This is a genomic window from Rhodohalobacter mucosus, assembly GCF_003150675.1.
GTDB classification, from domain to species: Bacteria; Bacteroidota; Rhodothermia; order Balneolales; family Balneolaceae; genus Rhodohalobacter; species Rhodohalobacter mucosus.
On record NZ_QGGB01000003.1, the window covers coordinates 168,147 to 187,180 of the forward strand.

The window sequence follows — 19,034 nt, forward strand, 5'->3', positions numbered from 1 at the left end:
TTATTGATGTGTAGCCTTGTGTTTAATATGCTTCATGTCCCAGTCCAGGGTTCCCTTTTTAAGGGTATAGACCAGTCCAATGAACAGTACAATAATAAATATAAACATTGCCATAAACGTTCCTGTACCCAATTCGGTAAAACGCACAGCCCATGGGTAAATAAAGACCACTTCAAGGTCAAAAACGATGAACTCCATAGCTACAAGATAGAAGGCGATGGAGTATCTGTCTTTCGCCTCTCCAACGGGGTCCATGCCGCTTTCGTAGGGGTTCAGTTTATTTGTGTTGGGCCGGTAGGGGCCGAGCACGCGGGAAAGTATCATAAAGACAGCCGCCAGGACGAGAGCGATGCCTACTAAAACAAGAATTGGATAATATTGTTCAAGCATGAAAAGTCTGTATTTTGATACGGATGAAATTACCGTCCGTTCTACGGAATGTCAACGCAATTGAGGCAGGAATATAGCAGTTCTGAAATCCAAAATAGAACTGTTTTTTTAAATTCTGTCCTTTTAGACCGGTTCTAAGAAGTGCATGGAGGCATCACCTCGTTTCAGCGTTATCTTATGGGGCTTATTTTATCATTAAAGGTGCTTCACTATTCGGGCCGGACTTTGCTTCCATTCACGAAAAGGGCATGCCTCAGCACGGTCATTGAATAGGCGTAAATTCGGGATGGGATTCGGGGCTTTAGCCAGATGGATCGCCCCTGTACCGGCCACGCACCTGGCCTTGTATTTGTTATCCTGTCTGATCTGATCAAATGGGTTTTCCCCGGCTTTTCGCATTAGAGTGAACACGTACCAGCTGAGTACCCTGAAATAAACGAAGTGAATTACCAGCCGATGCGCCCCCTGCGCGGATCCCTTTCAACTCCGGATGGCGCTTCAGGCATCACAAAACCGGCCGGTTGTTCAAAGGCATCCGTTCCCCATGGTGCATCCGGGTCGTTTTGAACCCTGTTGATGAATTCACCGACAATAGGAAGTGCAGTTCGTGCTCCCTGTCCGATGCTGCCCGGCAGATCATCGGGAAATCGTATTCTGCGGTCTTCACCGCCCACCCATGCACCCATCACGATGTGGGGGGTCATCCCTACAAACCAGTTGTCGGCGCTATTCTGAGTGGTGCCGGTTTTGCCGGCAATATCCTGCCTGATTCCATAAACATTTCTGAGACGCACCCCGGTGCCGTGATATCCGTCACCGCCTCGGATTACACCCCGCATCATATCAATCATGATGTAGGCCGTTTCAGGGCTCATCACCTCCTGAATATCGCTGGGTACATACTCTTTGAGAACATTGCCCTCACGGTCCTCAATCCGAGTTATAGCCGTGGGTTCAATAAATACACCCTGATTGGCAAAAGTTGTATAGGCGCTCACCAGCTCCAGGAGAGATACGTCGGCAGTGCCAAGGGCCATGGCGGGCACAATGCGTGCATCACTCATGTCAATTCCAAGATTTTCAGCCATTTGCTGAATCTTGCGTGCCGCCGGATAGAGATCATCAAGCTGATTTGTGCCCGGATTCCCCGCTATTTCGGGCAGCAGCCTGACGGTAACATTGTTCAGGCTGCGGGCCAGACCCTGACGCAAAGGAACCATTTCCGGACCTGACGGTACGCTCGGATCTTTCGGATTCCAGCGATTACCCAGACGATCGATAAAACTGATGGGGTATTTTGAAAAGGTGTGATAGGGCATATACCCGTTGTCGATTGCAACGGCATACACAAAAGGTTTGAAGGTAGACCCGGCCTGGCGACGTGCCTGGTGAACGTGGTCGAACTGCTGGGCTCCATAGTCGGCGCCGCCCACCCACGCAAGTATGTGTCCCGTGGAGGGCTCAATAGCCGTGAAACCGGCTTGAAGCCTGGTTCTGGCCCGCATCACGGAGTCAACAAAAGCAGAGTCCGCCTCCAGGTTGGCAAATACAACCGACTCCTGATCGGTGTTGAATTTAGAAAAACCGTTTTTGTAGCGGTCTGTTTCCCGGATGTAGTCACGCAGGAATGTGGGAAATTCTTCCCACAATTTGTCCATATATTCACCTTCCGGCGATGTCCATTCCTGTTCAAATATAGGCTGAAATTCGGCCAGCTTTTCACGGACTGCCTGTTCAGCATGCCGCTGCAGGCGAGAGTCGATTGTGGTGTAGATTACCAATCCGTCTGTATTGAGGTCGTACCCGTTTTCATCCGCCCATGTCTGTACCTGCTGGCGCACATATTCGCCGAAATAGCGGCTTTCACGGCCGGCCCGGGAAGGGGGCTGGTAATTAAGCGTGATCGGCTCCATTCTAAGAGACTGAAGGGTTTCTGCGCTGATAAATCCACGGTTATGCATCTGGGCTAGTACTACATTTCTGCGATATTCGGCCCTTTCGGGATTTATCCTCGGATTGTACGCATATATGGCCCTCAACTGACCGATCAGCGTAGCGGCTTCGGATACATTGATCTCTTTTGCGGGTTTGTTGTAATGAGTTTTTGAAGCCTGCTCTATACCGAATGCGGAATTGCTGAACTCCACTGTATTCAGATACATCTCAATAATTTCACGTTTCGTGTAATTGTGTTCGATCTGAATGGCGGTAATCATTTCGCGAAGCTTCCGGGTTACGGAAACCTCAAAACCTATCTTTCTGTACAGGTTTCTGGCAAGCTGCTGTGTGATGGTCGACCCTCCCTGAAGGCGCCCCTGTATCCAGTAGTAGGGCAGTCCTGCAAGCCTGACAATGTCTACGCCCCAATGCTCAAAGAAACGATGATCTTCAATGGCAACCAGCGCGTTCACAATGCTGGGTGAGATCTCATCAATTGAAACATTGGTTCGGTTTTCAACAAAATAGCGGTCGAGCACTACTCCGTCGGAGCTTCGTATTTCGGTTGCAATAGCGGTCTCCGGATTTTCCAGCTCTTCAATGGAGGGTAAACCCTGAACCAGGTAATAAAAATATCCTCCTGCAAGACCGATTATCACCAGAAGCGCAATGCCTGAATAGAGCAGCATTTTTCTTTTTAACACGCTCTTCCGCTTTGGATTGTTGCTTTGGGGTGATTTGTCTTTACCCAGCACTCGCTTTCTGTAGTCGGGATCATTGAAATAGCGATCCATATCTACATCATGATCATCATTGCTCATTTCTTTGAACCGTTATTTTCTTATTCATTTATCTTCCAGAGGGATCAGTTTGTAATCGTCTGCTGACCATTTAACGAGTTTAATCTCATTGTTGGTATAGTAAGCAACCGTATAATCTTTAAAGAAGGCACCGGGGTTTATATATGTGCCGGAGGGAAATGTTTCCTTTCGGGCTATGTGATCGTGACCTGAGAGCACAAAGTCAAAAGTACTGCTATTTAGTAAATTTTTCGACCATTGATTCAGGCGCTCCGGTTCGGATCCTGTTTTTTCACGGCTCATGGATGAAAATGATTTCATCATGTGCAATCCAGCGTCCGGCGGAAGAAGTGCCTGATAGAGCCGCGTGAACCAGATGCTGCGAATGATTCTGTGATAAAGCGGGCGGGGAAGCTGATAGGCGGGATCGGACAACCCGTCTCCATGATGCAGAAAAAACCGGTTTTCGTCTGCTTCAAAAAGATAGTAATCGGATGACACACCGAATCCCAGTTCTGTAAAGTAACCTCTGTCCCAATTATCGTGATTACCGAGGATGTAGGTTGCAGGATATACCGATCGGTTATACTGTTCGAGTGTGTCAAGCAGCTCCATTCCCAGTTCAGGCACATCTCCCGGATATTCCATCCAGTAATCAAACAGGTCGCCGAGAATATGCAGGCGAATGGAGTGTTCGGTACAGTACTGTATCAGTGCAATAATCTTTTGCTCCAGATGCCTGTTACTCCGGTCGTCAAACGCACCCAGATGAACATCGGATAGAAAAAGATGATCCATTTTAAAATCTGTTATTTGCGTTCAGAAAGGCTTCCGGACAGAGTAAGTGGTTAAATAACGCTGTGGGCACATGCGGTAAATAAATAATAAATTCGGTGCATAGATATTTATTTCCTGCGGGTAATGATGAACTGTATAAGCTCCTCAAAATCTTCCAGTCCCTCTTTGACAGGCAGCTTTTTAAGCTCCTCGAGCGCTTCGGAAGCAAACCTGTTCATCGCTTCCCTTGATCCGCTCAGACCGCCAAAGTCATTCACAAACTTAACGATCTGATCAACGTCTTCAGACCGTTTTTTTCTTTTTTTCATCAGACGCACCACATGCTTGCTGTCGGATCGGCCTGCATGCTCAAGCGCTTTGATCAGGGGAAGGGTAATTTTTCGCTCCTGGATATCGTTTCTTCTGGGCTTGCCGACGTCATCCATCCCGTAATCGAGAAGATCGTCTTTGATCTGGAAAGCAATGCCCACTTTCAATCCGATCTCACCCATCTTTTCAACCACATCCGGGTTGTCGGTAGCCGCAATCGCTCCGCAACGGCAGCAGGCAGAAATCAGGCTCGCCGTTTTCTCAGAAATTATCTGATAATATCGGTCCTCCGTCATATTAAACAGTTTGGAGGTTTTAAGCTGTCTGAGCTCACCTTCGCTCATCTTGCGTACGGCATCTGAGAGTACGTGGAGCAGGTCATACTCTTTATGGTCGAGTGCCACAAGTAGACCTTTTGAGAGCAGAAAATCACCAAGCAGAACGCCCGCTTTGTTCTTCCACAATTTATTGATGCTTAAAAAATCGCGCCGAAGGTCAGCCTCATCCACAACATCATCATGAATAAGCGTAGCGGTATGCAGCAACTCTATCATGGTTGCAGCCACGTAACTGCGCTTATTTATATCGCCAAACATGCGCGCTGTCATAAAAACCAGGGTGGGCCGAATCTCTTTTCCTTTCTGCCTCAACAGATAACGGATAATCTGATCGAGCAGAAAAACATCGCTGCTTATCTCATCTTTGAAAAACGAGCGAAAGGTTTTCAGGTGATCCTGAACGGGTTTGGTGATCTCCCGAAGAGATCGGCTGGTTATGGTAGACGTTGCCGGGTTTTGAATTGCCGCCTCAGTGGACATTCGGTACTTATGTATTTAAAATTTGGATCGGTAATAAAATAAGAATAAAGCTCATTAATTATTTGCGCAAAGATGAAGGGCTGTTTAGTTTTGTAACTTATTCAAAATCGACAGATAACCAAACCATCTTAATTTGAAAACAATCGGTGTTCTCACAAGCGGGGGAGACTCCCCGGGAATGAACGCGGCTGTACGAGCCGTAGTGCGTACCGCCCTATTTAATGAGCTGGATGTTTACGCTATCAGGCAGGGCTATAAAGGCCTTATCAGTGGCAATCTCAAAAAAGTGGACTCTTCAGACGTTTCCAACACGATACAGCGGGGTGGTACTATTCTCAAATCCGCACGCTGCGAGCAATTCAGAACTCCGGAAGGACGGGAAATTGCGGTTCAGAAATTGCGGGATAATGGAATAGATGCTCTCGTTGTGATTGGCGGTGACGGTTCTTTTCAGGGAGCCACTCTTCTGGGCAAAGAGCATGGAGTGAACGTAATTGGCGTACCGGCAACCATCGACAACGATCTGGTGGGTACCGACGAAACCATCGGTTACGATACGGCTCTTAATACGGCAACGGAAGCAATTGATAAAATCCGTGACACCGCAGATGCACACGACCGGCTTTTTCTGGTTGAGGTTATGGGGCGCGATGCAGGCTTTATCGCTCTCGAGACGGGTATTGCAGGCGGCGCAGAACTTATCTTGCTGCCGGAATCCCTCACCAACCTCAGTGAAATTAAATCTTCTCTCACCAGGGTGCTTGAGGAGCATCAGAGAAGCAGTCTTGTAATAATTGCGGAGGGTGACGAAACCGGAGGTGCACTGAAGCTATCAGAAGAACTGAAACCGGACTTCGGTAAATACGATATGAGGGTCTGTATCCTCGGTCATGTGCAGCGCGGTGGCAACCCTACGGCGAGAGACAGGGTATTGGCCAGCCGTCTGGGCTCAGCGGCGGTAACGGTTCTTATCGAAGGACACAGCGAAGTAATGGTTGGTGTGGTGAACAACAAGATAAAGCTGACGCCCCTGAAAATGACATTCGGTAAGAAGAAAGACATCAATTATGAGCTGGTTGAGCTGGCCAAAACGCTCCGTTAATCAAGCTATATAAGGATATTATGATTAAAACAGATGTTGACGGAGCCCGTCAATTTATAGATGATGAAGAGTACACAAAAACCTATGAAATGGCTGAAAATGCCTTTCGCCAGGTTGAGCAGGCAAGCGGTCCGGGTAATAACTGGCTGGGCTGGAGACGCATCCTGAAAGAGCCCAACGATGCGGAACTGGAACGGATAGAACGTCATGCGGCAGAGATCAGAAAAAATGCAGACATTTTTATTATCTGCGGCATAGGTGGGTCTTACACGGGAGCCAAGGCAATTATTGAATCGCTGACATCCGGTTTCGAGGGTAGCGGCCTGGAAATACTATACGCAGGCCATCATATGGGCGGAAGATACCTGCACGATCTGATGGAGTACCTGAAATCACCCCGTGAGGATGGAGAGCCAAAGAGAGTCTATCTTAATGTGATCTCCAAGTCGGGATCCACGCTTGAAACGGCACTTGCTTTCAGAACCATCCGGGCATGGATGCATGAAGAGTACGGTGATGAGGCGAAAAACCGCATTGTGGCTACCACCGGCGAATCCGGAGGTGTTCTGAATAATATTATTGAAGAGGAGGGGTATGCAAAGTATGTCATCCCGGGGGATATCGGCGGCCGCTTTTCTGTATTGACTCCCGTAGGACTGCTTCCGGTTGCCGTTGCAGGAATTGATATCCAAACCCTCTACTATGGTGCGGTTGCGGAATATGAGCTTACTGAATCCGACCCCGGCAAGATTCTGGAATACGCTACCATTCGTTACATACTCCATAAAAACGGGTATGCACTCGATGTAATCGGTTCGTTTGAACCTGAGATGATGGGATTTGCCGCCTGGACTCAGCAGCTGTTGGGCGAAAGTGAAGGAAAAGAGGGGAAAGGTCTGTTCCCGGCCACGGCAAGCTACTCAACCGATCTTCACAGCATAGGACAGATGATTCAGCAGGGACAAAGAAATATGCTTGAAACTCTCTTTGTGATCGAAAAACCGATTTCTGATTTGAAAATTACTTCAATGAGTGATAACACAGATGAGTTGGGGTACCTGGAAGGAAAAACATTTCATGAAATCAATCACAGTGCACAGGAAGGCACTGTGCAGGCTCACCTTGAAGGAGGTGTACCCGTAATCAGGGTGATACTCGAAAAACTGAATGCGCAGCAAATTGGCCGGTTCATCTATTTCTATGAACTGATGACGGCTGTTTATGTGTACATGCTCGATGTGAACCCCTTCAACCAGCCGGGAGTGGAAAACTATAAACAAGCCATGTACCGCTTACTTGGAAAAAAGGACTGACAATGAGTGAAATCAGACCTAAAAAATATATTGCGGTTGCCGGGAATATCGGTGCCGGAAAATCATCTCTTACCGGGTTGTTGGCAAAGAATTTTGGCTGGAAAACCTACTACGAGTCGGTAGATAACAATCCGTACCTCACTGATTTTTATGATGACATGCGGCGCTGGAGTTTTAACCTGCAAATTTACTTTTTGTCCAGCAGGTTTCGTCACCAGAAAGAAATTCAGACTGCAGCTGAAAATCTGATACAGGATCGCACGATTTATGAAGATGTTGAGATCTTCGCCAAGAACCTTCATGATATGGGACTGATGAGTAACAGAGACTTCGAGAACTACAGGAGTCTCTTTGCTGAAATGGTGCACTACCTGCAGCCGCCTGACCTGCTTATCTATCTAAGGGCCGATGTACCCACGCTGGTTCGGCAAATACAGCGAAGGGGAAGAAATTATGAGAATACGATCCGTATAGAATACCTGGAAAGGCTCAACAGTTTGTATGAAGACTGGATTGATCGCTATGAGCACGAAAAGCTGATTATTGACACCGATAACCTGGATTTTGTGAACAGTGAAGAGGACCTGGGCAAAGTAATCGGGCTGGTTGAACAGCGGTTGTTCGGACTCTTTAATTGAATTGCTTTCAAAATTATATCTTTCTATTTTTATAAGCTGTCGTGAAAACATCACCATTAACATTTGAGCTTCAGGAAATTCCGGACGGAAAGAGTACGCGTAATGTGTCTCTGGATGAAGACAGTTTAGAGCTGGATGATGATACATCACTGCTCAATGCGGACGTTCATGTTGAGTTTTTCAGGACAGACCTTTTTATCAGGGTTTGGTTTGAGGTGAGTGCCGACACAACATTGATTTGTGATCGCACGCTGAAGCCATTTACTGAAACCGTTTTGGGGGATTATGAAGTGATGTTTTATCCCGAAACACCGGAAGAACACGAAACGGATAAAGGAAAAGTAAAGGAAATTGATGCTGAAAACCTCACCATTTCAATTGATGAGGAGGTGCGGGATACGATCATGCTTCAGATTCCGATCAGAAAATTGCATCCGGACCTGATTGATCAAGACGGTAAGCCTGTTGAGTTTGAAACACAGGTATTTGGCAAAAATGTTGAAAACGAAGACGGTAGTGACCAGCCGATTGACCCGCGCTGGGAAAAACTTAAGAAACTGAAGAAGTCAAACTAAACTGAGTATATATTAAATGGCGCATCCAAAACGAAAAACCTCCAAGGCACGCAGAGACAAACGACGGTCTCACCACAAAATTTCTGACGTGGTGCTCACCGAGTGTACAAACTGCGGTGCAATGCACAAGTATCATCATGTATGTATGGAGTGTGGCTATTACCGCGGAAGGCAGGTAATCAACGTTTCCAACTAATTAACAACTTTTAAATATGATGATTGCAGTTGATGCTGTAGGTGGGGATCATTATCCCGAAAATCCGGTAGCCGGGGCAGTTCTTGCCACCGGAGAAAACCCGGATATACAGATCCTGCTCGTCGGTCCTGAAGATGTGGTATCTGAGGAGCTGTTAAAACACTCCTATGATTCATCTCGCATCCATTTGCTTCATGCTCCCCAGATTATCGGCATGGACGAGTCTCCGTCATCTGCGGTTAAAACCAAGCAGTCATCCTCTATCGCCGTCGGGCTCGCCGCGCACAAGCAGGGCAAATGCTCCGCCTTTGTGAGTGCAGGAAACACTGGTGCTCTCCTGGCCGCTTCAACGTTTATTTTAGGAAAGCTTGAAGGCGTTATCCGTCCTACAATCGTTGCGCCCTATCCAACCATAAAGGGCATCAGCCTGTTAATTGATGCCGGCGCAAACCTTGAGCCCAAACCTGAAATGATTCTCCAGTTTGCCAAGATGGGCGAAATATTCTGCAGGGAAATTATGGGCATTGAGAACCCCACCGTCGGTCAGCTGAATGTTGGTGAAGAAGCTGAAAAGGGGACTGATTTGCAAAAAAATTCACACAAGCTGCTCAGTCAGATGAAGGGATACCTTGGAAATATTGAAGGCAAGGACATACTCTTCGGGAAAACCGATATCTATATCACCGACGGCTTTACAGGAAACGTAGTTCTCAAATTCGGTGAATCCATCCCGGATGCACTCCAGCAAATGCTCTCTCTTACCATGAAAAGTGAAGCCGTTCAGGAAGAGATGCAGAGACAAATTTATTCAATTTTGGAAAAAAGCCTCAAAACCTTCAATTATGAACATGTTGGAGGTGTTCCTTTTCTGGGTGTAGACGGTACCAGCCTTGTAGGTCACGGAGGCAGTTCTCCTGTTGCAATTAAAAATATGATATTCAGTGCTGCTCAGTGTGTTGAGCACAAGGTGAATAGTAAAATCATATCATCTCTTAATAACTAACCCTCTCTCTGAATTTAATGACTTCAAACCGAGCGATTATCACCGGGGTAGGGCGCTATTTGCCCGATTACGTGCTCACAAATGAAGAGCTTGAAAAGTACGTAGACACAAATGATGAATGGATCAGAAGCCGTACGGGTATTTCAGAGCGCAGAATACTGAAAGACCCTGATAAGGCAACTTCTTTTATGGCAGCTAAAGCCGCCGAAGATGCCCTTCAGGATGCAGGCGTTCAGGCTGATGAAATTGATGCAATTATTGTTGCAACCGTTACGCCCGATTATCTCTTTCCGGCTACTGCAGGCCTTGTTCAGCGGCGTATAGGTGCATCCAACGCGTTTGCATTCGACCTCTCTGCAGCCTGCTCCGGATTTTTATATGCACTCACCACCGGCGGCAATATGATTGAATCGGGACGCTCAAAGAAAGTGCTGGTTATCGGCGCAGACAAAATGAGTTCCATAATCGACTTCACCGATCGAACCACTTGTATTCTGTTTGGTGATGCTGCTGGCGCCGTCGTTTTGGAATCAGGTGAAGAGGGCGGAATTGTCGATTACGTTCACCACACCCAGGGAGACGAAGAGTGCATGCTATATCAGCCGGCGGGGGGAAGCATGAATCCTGCAAGTGAGGAGACCGTTCGGAATAAAATGCACTATATCAGGCAGGATGGAAAAGCCGTCTTCAAGAAAGCGACCGAAGGAATGGCGGATGTGTCGCTTGAAATTATGAAAAGAAACAACCTGAGTGCAGACGATGTGGCTTGGTTGGTACCTCACCAGGCCAATCTGCGAATAATAGACGCCACTGCACGCAGAATGGGCCTTGATAAAGAGAAGGTGATGATCAATATTTCACACTATGGAAATACTACCGCCGCAACGATTCCGCTCTGTTTGTATGACTGGAAAGACCAGCTGAAGAAAGGAGACAACCTGGTGCTTTCTGCTTTTGGCGGGGGACTGACCTGGGGCGCAATCTATCTTCAGTGGACAAAATAGACCAGATTTAATTCTCATATTATGAATGCATTTCTATTTCCGGGACAGGGTTCACAGAAAGTTGGGATGGGTAAGGATCATTATGACTCGAATGACCTGTTCAGAAAGCTTGCAGACAAGGCAGATTCGGTGCTTGGTTACGCACTTACCGATATCATGTTTGAAGGTCCTCAGGACAAACTGATGCAGACCAAAAACACGCAGCCCGCTATATTTTTGCATTCGGTTGCACTCTTCAGAACCCTGAATCAGCAAGCGGATATGGTGGCAGGTCACAGCCTGGGAGAATTTTCCGCACTTGTAGCAGCCGGTGTGCTAACGTTTGATTCCGGACTTGAATTGGTTGCACTCAGGGGCCAGCTTATGCAGCAGGCCGGAGATGTGGACCCAGGCACCATGGCTGCCATTATTGGTATGGACGATGATACGGTAGACGAAATTTGTTCTGAAATTTCCGATAAAACGGGCAAACCGGTCGTTCCGGCAAACTACAACTGCCCGGGGCAGCTGGTGATATCGGGTGATATGGATGCAGTAAAAGAAGCCGTTTCCCTCGCAAAGGAGAAAGGATGCAGAATTGCAACCCTTCTGCCCGTTAGCGGAGCCTTCCATTCACCGCTGATGAAACCTGCATATGATGTCTTCGCTGATAAACTCGAGTCCGTTTCATTCTCTGAGGCAGAAATCCCCGTGTACAGCAACTATACAGGAAAACCCTCAACGGATGCGGATGTGCTTAAGGAAAATGTGCTTGAACAGCTGATGAGTCCCGTAAGATGGACCTCAACAATTCAGAATATGAAAGCTGACGGAGCTGAACGGTTCGTGGAGGTGGGGCCGGGTAAGGTGCTTCAGGGATTGGTAAAAAGAACTCTGAAAAATGTCGAAATTGAAGGTTACGAATAGCAAAAGGAGACCCTGACTATGGATTTGAAAGGAAAAAATTGTTTGGTTACGGGTGGCGGACGCGGTATAGGGAGGGCCATTGCACTACAACTTGCAGAGTATGGTGCCAATGTAGCAGTTACCTACTCACGTTCGGCAGATGCCGCAAACGAAACCGTTACTGAAATAGAAACGCTTGGAGCCAGGGGAATGGCTTTGCAGGCCGATGCAACCAACTTTGCCAAAGCCGAAGAGGTAATAAACACGTTGACGGAAGAGTGGGGGAGTATCGATGTGCTTGTAAATAATGCGGGCATTGCGCAAGACAACCTTATTCTCAGAATGAGTGAAGAAAACTGGGATGCGGTTCTGGATACCAATCTGAAAAGTGTGTTCAACTATTGCAAGGCTGCCACCAAACCGATGATGCGCGCACGCGGCGGATCGGTGATTAATATTGGTTCGGTTGTCGGAATCTCCGGAAATGCGGGTCAAAGCAACTATGCAGCATCCAAAGCCGGGATGATCGGATTTACAAAATCGTATGCCAAAGAGCTGGCAAGCAGGAATATCCGGGCCAACGTCGTTGCTCCGGGATATATACTTACAGAAATGACCGAAAAGCTGAGTGAAAACGTGTTGGAGGCCATTAAAACGGAAACACCGCTTGGCAGGGCCGGTAACCCTGATGAAGTGTCGAACGTGGTGGCGTTTTTGGCATCTGACCTGAGCTCTTATATTACAGGAGAAGTTATAAGGGTGGATGGCGGTATGGCTATGTAACCCGTTTTATTGACCTTTTTACGCAACACAATCTCGTATTTTTTTTACACTGAGATGTTGTATTTTCTCCTGACAAAAATTTTATATCATTACAATTAACCATAATTCAAATCGAAAGGACTGATATGTCACAGGATGTTGAAGCAAAAGTAAAATCAATCATTGTTGATAAACTTGGAGTAGATGAATCAGAAGTTACAGCTGATGCAAACTTCACAAACGATCTGGGAGCCGACTCTCTTGACACCGTTGAACTGATTATGGAGTTCGAAAAAGAGTTCGACCTGAGCATTCCTGATGAAGACGCCGAAAACATTGCTACCGTAGGCGACGCAGTTAAGTATATTCAGGACAAATCGTAAGCACTGTAGTAAACGAACTCACTGCTAATGACTGAACGAAGAGTTGTTGTCACCGGTGTAGGTGCAATGACGCCCGTCGGGAAGACCGCTCCCGAATTCTGGAACGGTCTTATCTCCGGTGAAAGCGGCGTCAGGCCTATCACCCATTTCGAAACAGCAGACTACCCGACAAAGTTTGCCGGACAAATAGAAGATTTCGACTCCGGTAACTATTTTGACCGGAAGGAGGCCCGCAGGCTCGATCCGGTTACCCAGTACGGGTTGATTGTTGCTGACGAGACCATCCAAGACAGTAAGATCGATCTTGACACGATCAATAAGGATCGGGTTGCTGTTCTTGTTGGCACAGGTATCGGTGGCATGAAAACATTCTACGATCAGTCAATTTCACATCATGAGCATGGGCCGCGCGGTGTAAATCCATTCTTCATTCCCATGCTTATCCCGGATATGCCGGCCGGCCAGATCTCCATTCGCTATGGTTTTCGCGGAGCCAACTTCTGCGCAGTATCGGCCTGTGCAACCGGGTCTCATAATATCGGTCTTGCATACGACTCAATACGATATGGACGATCCGATATGGCTCTCTGCGGCGGCACGGAAGCACCGGTCTGGGAAATTGGTATCGCCGGTTTTTCATCCATGAAAGCTCTGTCAAAGCGCAATGATGAACCTGAAAAAGCATCCCGTCCCTTTGATAAGGACCGCGACGGGTTCGTTTTGGGTGAAGGTGCTTCGATGATGTTTCTGGAGTCACTCGAATCGGCAAAAGCAAGAGGAGCGCGAATCTACGGGGAAATCGTGGGTTACGGATTCTCTGCCGATGCATACCATATTACCGCTCCTGACCCTGATGGTAACGGGGTTATACTGGCATTTAAAAGTGCACTTGAAATGGCGGGTATAAAACCGGAAGATGTGGATCACATCAATATGCACGGAACATCGACCCCTTTGGGCGACATTGCCGAAACCAACTCCATCAAAAAGGTTTTTGGTGACCACGCATATAAGATCAATCTCAACAGCACCAAATCGATGACAGGGCATATGCTGGGTGCTGCAGGTGCGGCTGAATCGGTGGCTACACTGCTGGCCGTATATCACGGAATGGTTCCGCCAACCATCAACTATGAGACCCCCGACCCCGAATGTGACCTGAATTACACGGTGAATGAAGCAGAAGTCAGAGATCTGACATATGCAATGAATAATGCTTTTGGATTTGGCGGGCACAACACTACGATCGTGTTCAAAAAATTTGAAGACTAACCACCCGTCTTATGATAGGCAGGCTGAGAGAATGGTTCAGGAAACACCCTGCTCCGGAACCGGATAAACCTGCTGTTGAACGGCTTACTCTGCTCAGAAAAAATCTGGGGATCTCGATACCCGATGAGGATCTTCATTTTTTCACCAAAGCACTCCGGCACCGGTCCATTGTCGATAAATCCGGATATGAGTCACACGAAACTTATGAAAGGCTTGAGTTTTTGGGGGATGCCGTTCTTGACCTGATCGTCACTGAAATCCTGTTTGAAAAATACCCCACCGAGAACGAAGGATTTCTGACAAAAATGAGAGCCAAGATAGTAAAGGGTGATACTCTTCATAAACTTGCTCTGAGCCTTGAGCTGAATAAAGCGCTTGAAATCGGAGACAGAGCCTCGGGACAGGGTGTGGAGCTCTCAAAAAGTGTTTTGGCCGATGTATATGAAGCCATCATTGCAGCAATCTATGTGAGCCAGGGTTATGAAAAAACATTCCTGTTTGTGGAGCAGAACCTGAACAGCTATCTCGATCTCAAAAAAATTGAGACCAAGGTTGATAATTTCAAAAGCGTACTGATGGAATACACGCAGGCTGAAAAGATGCCGCTGCCCGAATACAGAGTGATTTCGGAAGAGGGGCCGGGTCATAATAAAACGTTTTCGGTTGCCGTATTTGTGAATAACAGGAAAGCCGGCGAGGGTGAGGGTAAAAGCAAGAAACAGGCTGAACAGCTGGCTGCAAGGGACGCGTTGGCAAAACTGGATTTGCCGCATTAAAACAGGGTATTTCAGGTATTGCTGTCCGAGTAAAATCGGTTTGTTTTTTGTGCAGAAACCTTCGTTTCTTAGTACCGTTAATTGAGGCCGAGCAGCAGAATCAGGTTTAGCAATGATCGCACATTTATTAAAACCGGAATTTGATGAACTGATCCAGAAAAAAGACTGGATTGCCATCAAGGAGTCGCTCGACGACGTACCGGCTGTGGATATTGCAGAACTTCTTGAAGACCTTGAGCCTGAAGTGGCTGTGGTTGTATTCAGGTTGCTGAAAAAAAGCAAGGCAGCAGATGTATTTACCTATCTGAGTTCCGGGAAGGGGCTGGAACTGCTGGAGGTGTTCAGCCGGCGTCAGCTCAGTGACGTCATGAACAATCTGGAGCCCGATGAGCGTGTTGCGCTGATGGAAGAGCTTCCGGGACACCTTACCCAGAAGGTTTTTACCTCAATGGATTCGGATAACCTCGCCCAGGTTCGCAGATTGCTTGGCTATCCGCCCGAGTCGGTCGGCCGGCTCATGACTACCAACTATGTGAAAATTCGCAGTGACTGGACCGTAAGCAAAAGCTTTGAACATATCCGAAAATACGGTCGTACCGCTGAAACGGTAAACGTGATTTACGTTGTAAATGAACAGGAACAGCTTATTGATGACCTTCGCCTGAATCAGCTGATTCTGGCCAGTCCTGAATCTCACATAGAAGACATTATGGATGAGTCGTTCGAGGCGCTGAGCGCTTTCGACGATCAGGAAGAGGCCGTGAAAATGCTCAGTAAATACGATCGCGTAGCACTGCCGGTAGTTGATTCGGGGGGCGTACTGGTCGGCATTGTAACCGTGGATGACGTTCTGGACGTTGCGGAGGAGGAAACCACGGAAGATATGCAGCTGATGGCCGGTATGAGCGCCCTGGATGATTATTACTCACAGACCAACATTACCGAAATGGTTCGCAAGCGTTCGGGCTGGCTGATTCTTCTCTTTCTGGGCCAGATGTTAACCGTATCGGCAATGGCCGGATACGAAGACACTCTTGCAGCGGCAGCGGTTCTGGCTCTCTTTATCCCAATGATTATATCCAGCGGCGGAAATTCGGGTTCCCAGGCGGCCACGCTGATTATACGGGCACTGTCTACGGATGACATCAGGCTTAAAGACTGGATGATGGTTTTGAGAAGGGAGCTGTTCTCGGGGATGCTCTTAGGTACCATTCTGGGCGTTATGGGTACTGTCGTAATCAGCACCTGGATGGTATTCAGGGGAGAGCCATTTACAACGGCGGTGTTTCTTCAGGCGCTTACCGTTGGTATGAGTCTGGTTGGTGTGGTTATATTTGGAAATCTGAGCGGTTCGATGCTTCCGTTCATCATGTCGAAAGTGGGCCTTGACCCTGCAGTTACCTCGGCACCATTCGTAGCCACGCTCGTTGATGTAACAGGAATCCTAATTTACTTTTCAATTGCCGTTGCACTGCTTAGCGGTGTTGTGCTGTAATACATTTATTAAACTGTGCTATGAAGCAATATCATGACCTGGTAAAAAACGTACTGGAAAACGGAGTAAGAAAAGAGAACCGTACAGGCACGGACACTCTATCCAATTTTGCAGAGTTCTACAAAGTGGATCTATCGAAAGGATTTCCTCTCCTTACCACAAAAAAGGTCTTTTTTAAATCGGTTATCATGGAGTTGCTGTGGTACCTGAGGGGAGAAGATCATATCCGGTGGCTGCGTGATGAAAACGACGTTCACATATGGGATGCATGGGCTGAGGAAGATGGATATGTAGGCCCGATCTACCCTGTATTGTGGAGACGTTTTCCCTATCTGAAGGCGGATGACGGCTCGGTATATCGAAAACTGGGTGAGGACGATTCCCATAAAGCGTGGCGATATGAAGAATTTGACCAGGTTCAAAGGGCCATAGATATGCTTCGGAAAAATCCCAACAGCCGCAGAATTGTAGTCTCAACCTGGCATCCGGGTCTGCTGGATGAAATGGGGCTGCCTCCCTGCCATATCATGTACATTTTCAATGTTTCAAACGGCCGTCTGAACTGCCATCTTACGCAGCGATCAGGTGATATAGCATTGGGAATACCCTTTAATCTGGCCTGCTATTCAGCGCTCACGATGGCCATCGCACAGGACGTGGGGCTGGAACCCGGTGTTTTTGCACATACCATCGTTGATGCTCATATCTACGTAAACCACATAGACGGTTTGAAAGAACAGCTGACTCGCGATTTCCGTCCACTGCCCAAACTTGAAATTAACAGAAAACCGGTTGATGAACTGGAATATGACGACTTCAAACTAACCGGATATGATCCTCATCCATCCATAAAATTTCCGGTTGCTGTATGAAACTGATTTTGATTGCAGCCCATGATCCCAATTTGGTTATTGGTTCAAATGGGGAATTGCCATGGCATTACAGTGAAGACCTAAAGTTTTTCAAGAAGCAGACGATGGGGCACCCTATTGTGATGGGGCGTGTTGTATTTGAGGAGCTGAATGAGAAGCCACTACCCGGAAGAGAAAACATCGTTTTGAGCCGCAGCAGGACGTATGATCACGTAAAAACGTTCAGCGATATCGATTCAGCACTCTCTTATCTTTCTGACAGGGAATCGGTTTTTATCATAGGCGGAGGAGAGATATACCGGCAAACCCTTCCGATGGCAGACCGTCTGATAATAACACGTATCAGACAGGAGTATGAAGGGGATACAACTTTTCCAGAGTACAGGGACGATATTGGAAGCATATGGAAAGAAACGTGGAGAGAAGAGCATTCCGATTTTGATTTTATAATTTACGATCGCATATAAATCTAAATATCAATACGATACAAGGTTCTAAACTGGCGATCATTGTTATAAAAGATTAACTGAATGTCTTACATAAGATGGCGTACTTTTATATCACAAATTCGTGGGGAATTACGCCGAAATATCTCAGTTCTACCTGTTAAACGAAATCTGGTTGTACAATACGACCAACCAGGTTTTACTCATCACACTGTTGATGCTGTTTTCTCTGGTAGCCTACCTCTTTCTGAAAAGCAGGTCACGGGAGAACTTTGTGCTCACGTCCAGTGAGCGCTACAGCTACCTGAAAACGATAACGTCCAACTCCGAAACGGCAGATCTGATTCTGGATACCACCAATGTCGTTAAATTTGCAAACGACAAGTTCCTCGAGCTTTTTAACCTGATTAAACACCAGGTGGATAATAAACCGGTACGGCAGATCGGCATTCCGGACGATCTGGTGAAACAGCTGCTCAAGTATAAGATTGACAATAAAACGTTCACGTTTAATATGTGGGGGAGAAAGTTCTTTGTGAAGTATGCAACGGTAACGACGGATGAAGGACAGTTGCTGGGCAGCCTCATTAAGATCCACGAAGAGAAGAATGTCATATTGGACGATGAGTATGTAAGTCAGTGGATGCACGAACTTAATACCCCTCTGAATGCGATCATGGGATACAGTGAGCTTTTGGCGGGTGAAAAGAATCTGACCCGTGAACAAAAGCGCCAGCTTCATACGATATCAGATCACTCCGCATTGCTGAAAAAGCGAATCGAAAACCTGCTTATGGACCAGGAGATCAGCCGAATCTATAAGGTTGACAGCAAGCGTGATAATGGACTTGAAAAAATACTTATTGTCGATGATGTAACGATTAACCGTACACTTCTTAAGATTATCCTGAAAAGGAACGGATATGATGTTACTGAGGCCAAGAACGGACGGGAGGCGGTGGAAAAAATATCGGAAGAGTGGTTCGATATGATTCTGATGGACCTGAGTATGCCGGTAATGGACGGTCTCGAAGCAACAAATCAAATTCGTGAAATGAAGGGTGAGCGTGCAACCGTGCCCATTATTGCCGTCACTGCAAGTTCGCTCTACAACAGCGATAAAGCACTGAAGGAGAAGGGATTTAACGGGCTGGTAAAAAAACCTTTTAAGGAGGGCGAGCTTATCTCCATCATCCGGGAGTTTGAAAAAGTATCTAAGGTCAGTTCGGGTTAAGGAAATGAACCGAAAAAGTCCTCAT

General features: G+C 47.0%; 20 protein-coding genes. 16 read left to right on the top strand and 4 right to left on the bottom strand.

Features of this window, described 5'->3' with window-relative positions; all coding sequences use genetic code 11:
• From DDZ15_RS03940 to DDZ15_RS03960, 4 genes are all read right to left on the bottom strand, one after another.
• Positions 1-390, bottom strand: coding sequence for an NADH-quinone oxidoreductase subunit A (locus DDZ15_RS03940; protein ID WP_109645106.1), 390 nt, complete (start codon positions 388-390; stop codon positions 1-3).
• A 446-nt stretch (positions 391-836) separates the two neighbouring features.
• Positions 837-3,149 carry a penicillin-binding protein 1A gene (locus DDZ15_RS03950; RefSeq protein WP_109645110.1) on the bottom strand — a complete coding sequence of 771 codons (2,313 nt, stop codon included), beginning with the start codon at positions 3,147-3,149 and terminating at the stop codon, positions 837-839.
• A 24-nt stretch (positions 3,150-3,173) separates the two neighbouring features.
• Positions 3,174-3,926 (bottom strand): UDP-2,3-diacylglucosamine diphosphatase, encoded by a 753-nt coding sequence (locus DDZ15_RS03955; RefSeq protein WP_109645112.1) that lies wholly within the window; start codon positions 3,924-3,926, stop codon positions 3,174-3,176.
• Between the two features lie 107 nt (positions 3,927-4,033).
• Positions 4,034-5,053: a polyprenyl synthetase family protein gene (locus tag DDZ15_RS03960; protein WP_109645114.1), complete on the bottom strand. Its 1,020-nt coding sequence runs from the start codon at positions 5,051-5,053 to the stop codon at positions 4,034-4,036.
• A 133-nt stretch (positions 5,054-5,186) separates the two neighbouring features.
• On the opposite strand from DDZ15_RS03960, the gene pfkA reads away from it, so the two are divergent.
• From pfkA to DDZ15_RS04040, 16 genes are all read left to right on the top strand, one after another.
• Positions 5,187-6,155, top strand: a complete 969-nt coding sequence (gene pfkA, locus DDZ15_RS03965) for a 6-phosphofructokinase (protein WP_242978870.1) — start codon at positions 5,187-5,189, stop codon at positions 6,153-6,155.
• 20 nt (positions 6,156-6,175) lie between these two features.
• Positions 6,176-7,468, top strand: a complete 1,293-nt coding sequence (locus DDZ15_RS03970) for a glucose-6-phosphate isomerase (protein WP_109645116.1) — start codon at positions 6,176-6,178, stop codon at positions 7,466-7,468.
• 2 nt (positions 7,469-7,470) lie between these two features.
• Complete coding sequence (locus DDZ15_RS03975; protein WP_109645118.1) at positions 7,471-8,106, top strand: deoxynucleoside kinase; 636 nt, start codon at positions 7,471-7,473, stop codon at positions 8,104-8,106.
• Between the two features lie 41 nt (positions 8,107-8,147).
• The gene (locus tag DDZ15_RS03980) at positions 8,148-8,681 is read left to right on the top strand and encodes a YceD family protein (RefSeq protein WP_109645120.1); all 534 of its coding nucleotides are present in this window, start codon (positions 8,148-8,150) and stop codon (positions 8,679-8,681) included.
• A gap of 16 nt (positions 8,682-8,697) precedes the next feature.
• Positions 8,698-8,877, top strand: coding sequence for a 50S ribosomal protein L32 (gene rpmF, locus DDZ15_RS17055; protein ID WP_109645122.1), 180 nt, complete (start codon positions 8,698-8,700; stop codon positions 8,875-8,877).
• Positions 8,878-8,893: 16 nt separating this feature from the next.
• The gene (plsX, locus tag DDZ15_RS03990; protein ID WP_109645125.1) at positions 8,894-9,880 is read left to right on the top strand and encodes a phosphate acyltransferase PlsX; all 987 of its coding nucleotides are present in this window, start codon (positions 8,894-8,896) and stop codon (positions 9,878-9,880) included.
• 17 nt (positions 9,881-9,897) lie between these two features.
• Complete coding sequence (locus DDZ15_RS03995) at positions 9,898-10,884, top strand: beta-ketoacyl-ACP synthase III (protein WP_109645127.1); 987 nt, start codon at positions 9,898-9,900, stop codon at positions 10,882-10,884.
• 21 nt (positions 10,885-10,905) lie between these two features.
• Positions 10,906-11,790: an ACP S-malonyltransferase gene (gene fabD / locus DDZ15_RS04000; RefSeq protein ID WP_109645129.1), complete on the top strand. Its 885-nt coding sequence runs from the start codon at positions 10,906-10,908 to the stop codon at positions 11,788-11,790.
• An 18-nt stretch (positions 11,791-11,808) separates the two neighbouring features.
• On the top strand, positions 11,809-12,552 hold the full coding sequence (gene fabG, locus DDZ15_RS04005) for a 3-oxoacyl-[acyl-carrier-protein] reductase (RefSeq protein WP_109645131.1): 744 nt from the start codon (positions 11,809-11,811) through the stop codon (positions 12,550-12,552).
• Between the two features lie 125 nt (positions 12,553-12,677).
• On the top strand, positions 12,678-12,914 hold the full coding sequence (locus tag DDZ15_RS04010) for an acyl carrier protein (protein ID WP_109645133.1): 237 nt from the start codon (positions 12,678-12,680) through the stop codon (positions 12,912-12,914).
• A gap of 27 nt (positions 12,915-12,941) precedes the next feature.
• Complete coding sequence (gene fabF, locus DDZ15_RS04015; RefSeq protein ID WP_109645135.1) at positions 12,942-14,186, top strand: beta-ketoacyl-ACP synthase II; 1,245 nt, start codon at positions 12,942-12,944, stop codon at positions 14,184-14,186.
• 11 nt (positions 14,187-14,197) lie between these two features.
• A complete protein-coding gene (gene rnc, locus DDZ15_RS04020) occupies positions 14,198-14,962 on the top strand; it encodes a ribonuclease III (protein WP_109645137.1) in 765 nt (254 codons plus the stop codon).
• A 112-nt stretch (positions 14,963-15,074) separates the two neighbouring features.
• Positions 15,075-16,457, top strand: coding sequence for a magnesium transporter (mgtE, locus tag DDZ15_RS04025; RefSeq protein WP_109645139.1), 1,383 nt, complete (start codon positions 15,075-15,077; stop codon positions 16,455-16,457).
• A gap of 20 nt (positions 16,458-16,477) precedes the next feature.
• Positions 16,478-17,329 (top strand): thymidylate synthase, encoded by an 852-nt coding sequence (locus DDZ15_RS04030; RefSeq protein WP_109645141.1) that lies wholly within the window; start codon positions 16,478-16,480, stop codon positions 17,327-17,329.
• Positions 17,326-17,796, top strand: a complete 471-nt coding sequence (locus tag DDZ15_RS04035) for a dihydrofolate reductase (protein WP_109645143.1) — start codon at positions 17,326-17,328, stop codon at positions 17,794-17,796. The genes DDZ15_RS04030 and DDZ15_RS04035 overlap by 4 nt, the downstream gene beginning before the upstream one ends.
• Positions 17,797-17,899: 103 nt before the next feature.
• Positions 17,900-19,009 (top strand): response regulator, encoded by a 1,110-nt coding sequence (locus DDZ15_RS04040; protein ID WP_109645145.1) that lies wholly within the window; start codon positions 17,900-17,902, stop codon positions 19,007-19,009.
• Positions 19,010-19,034: the final 25 nt, after the last annotated feature.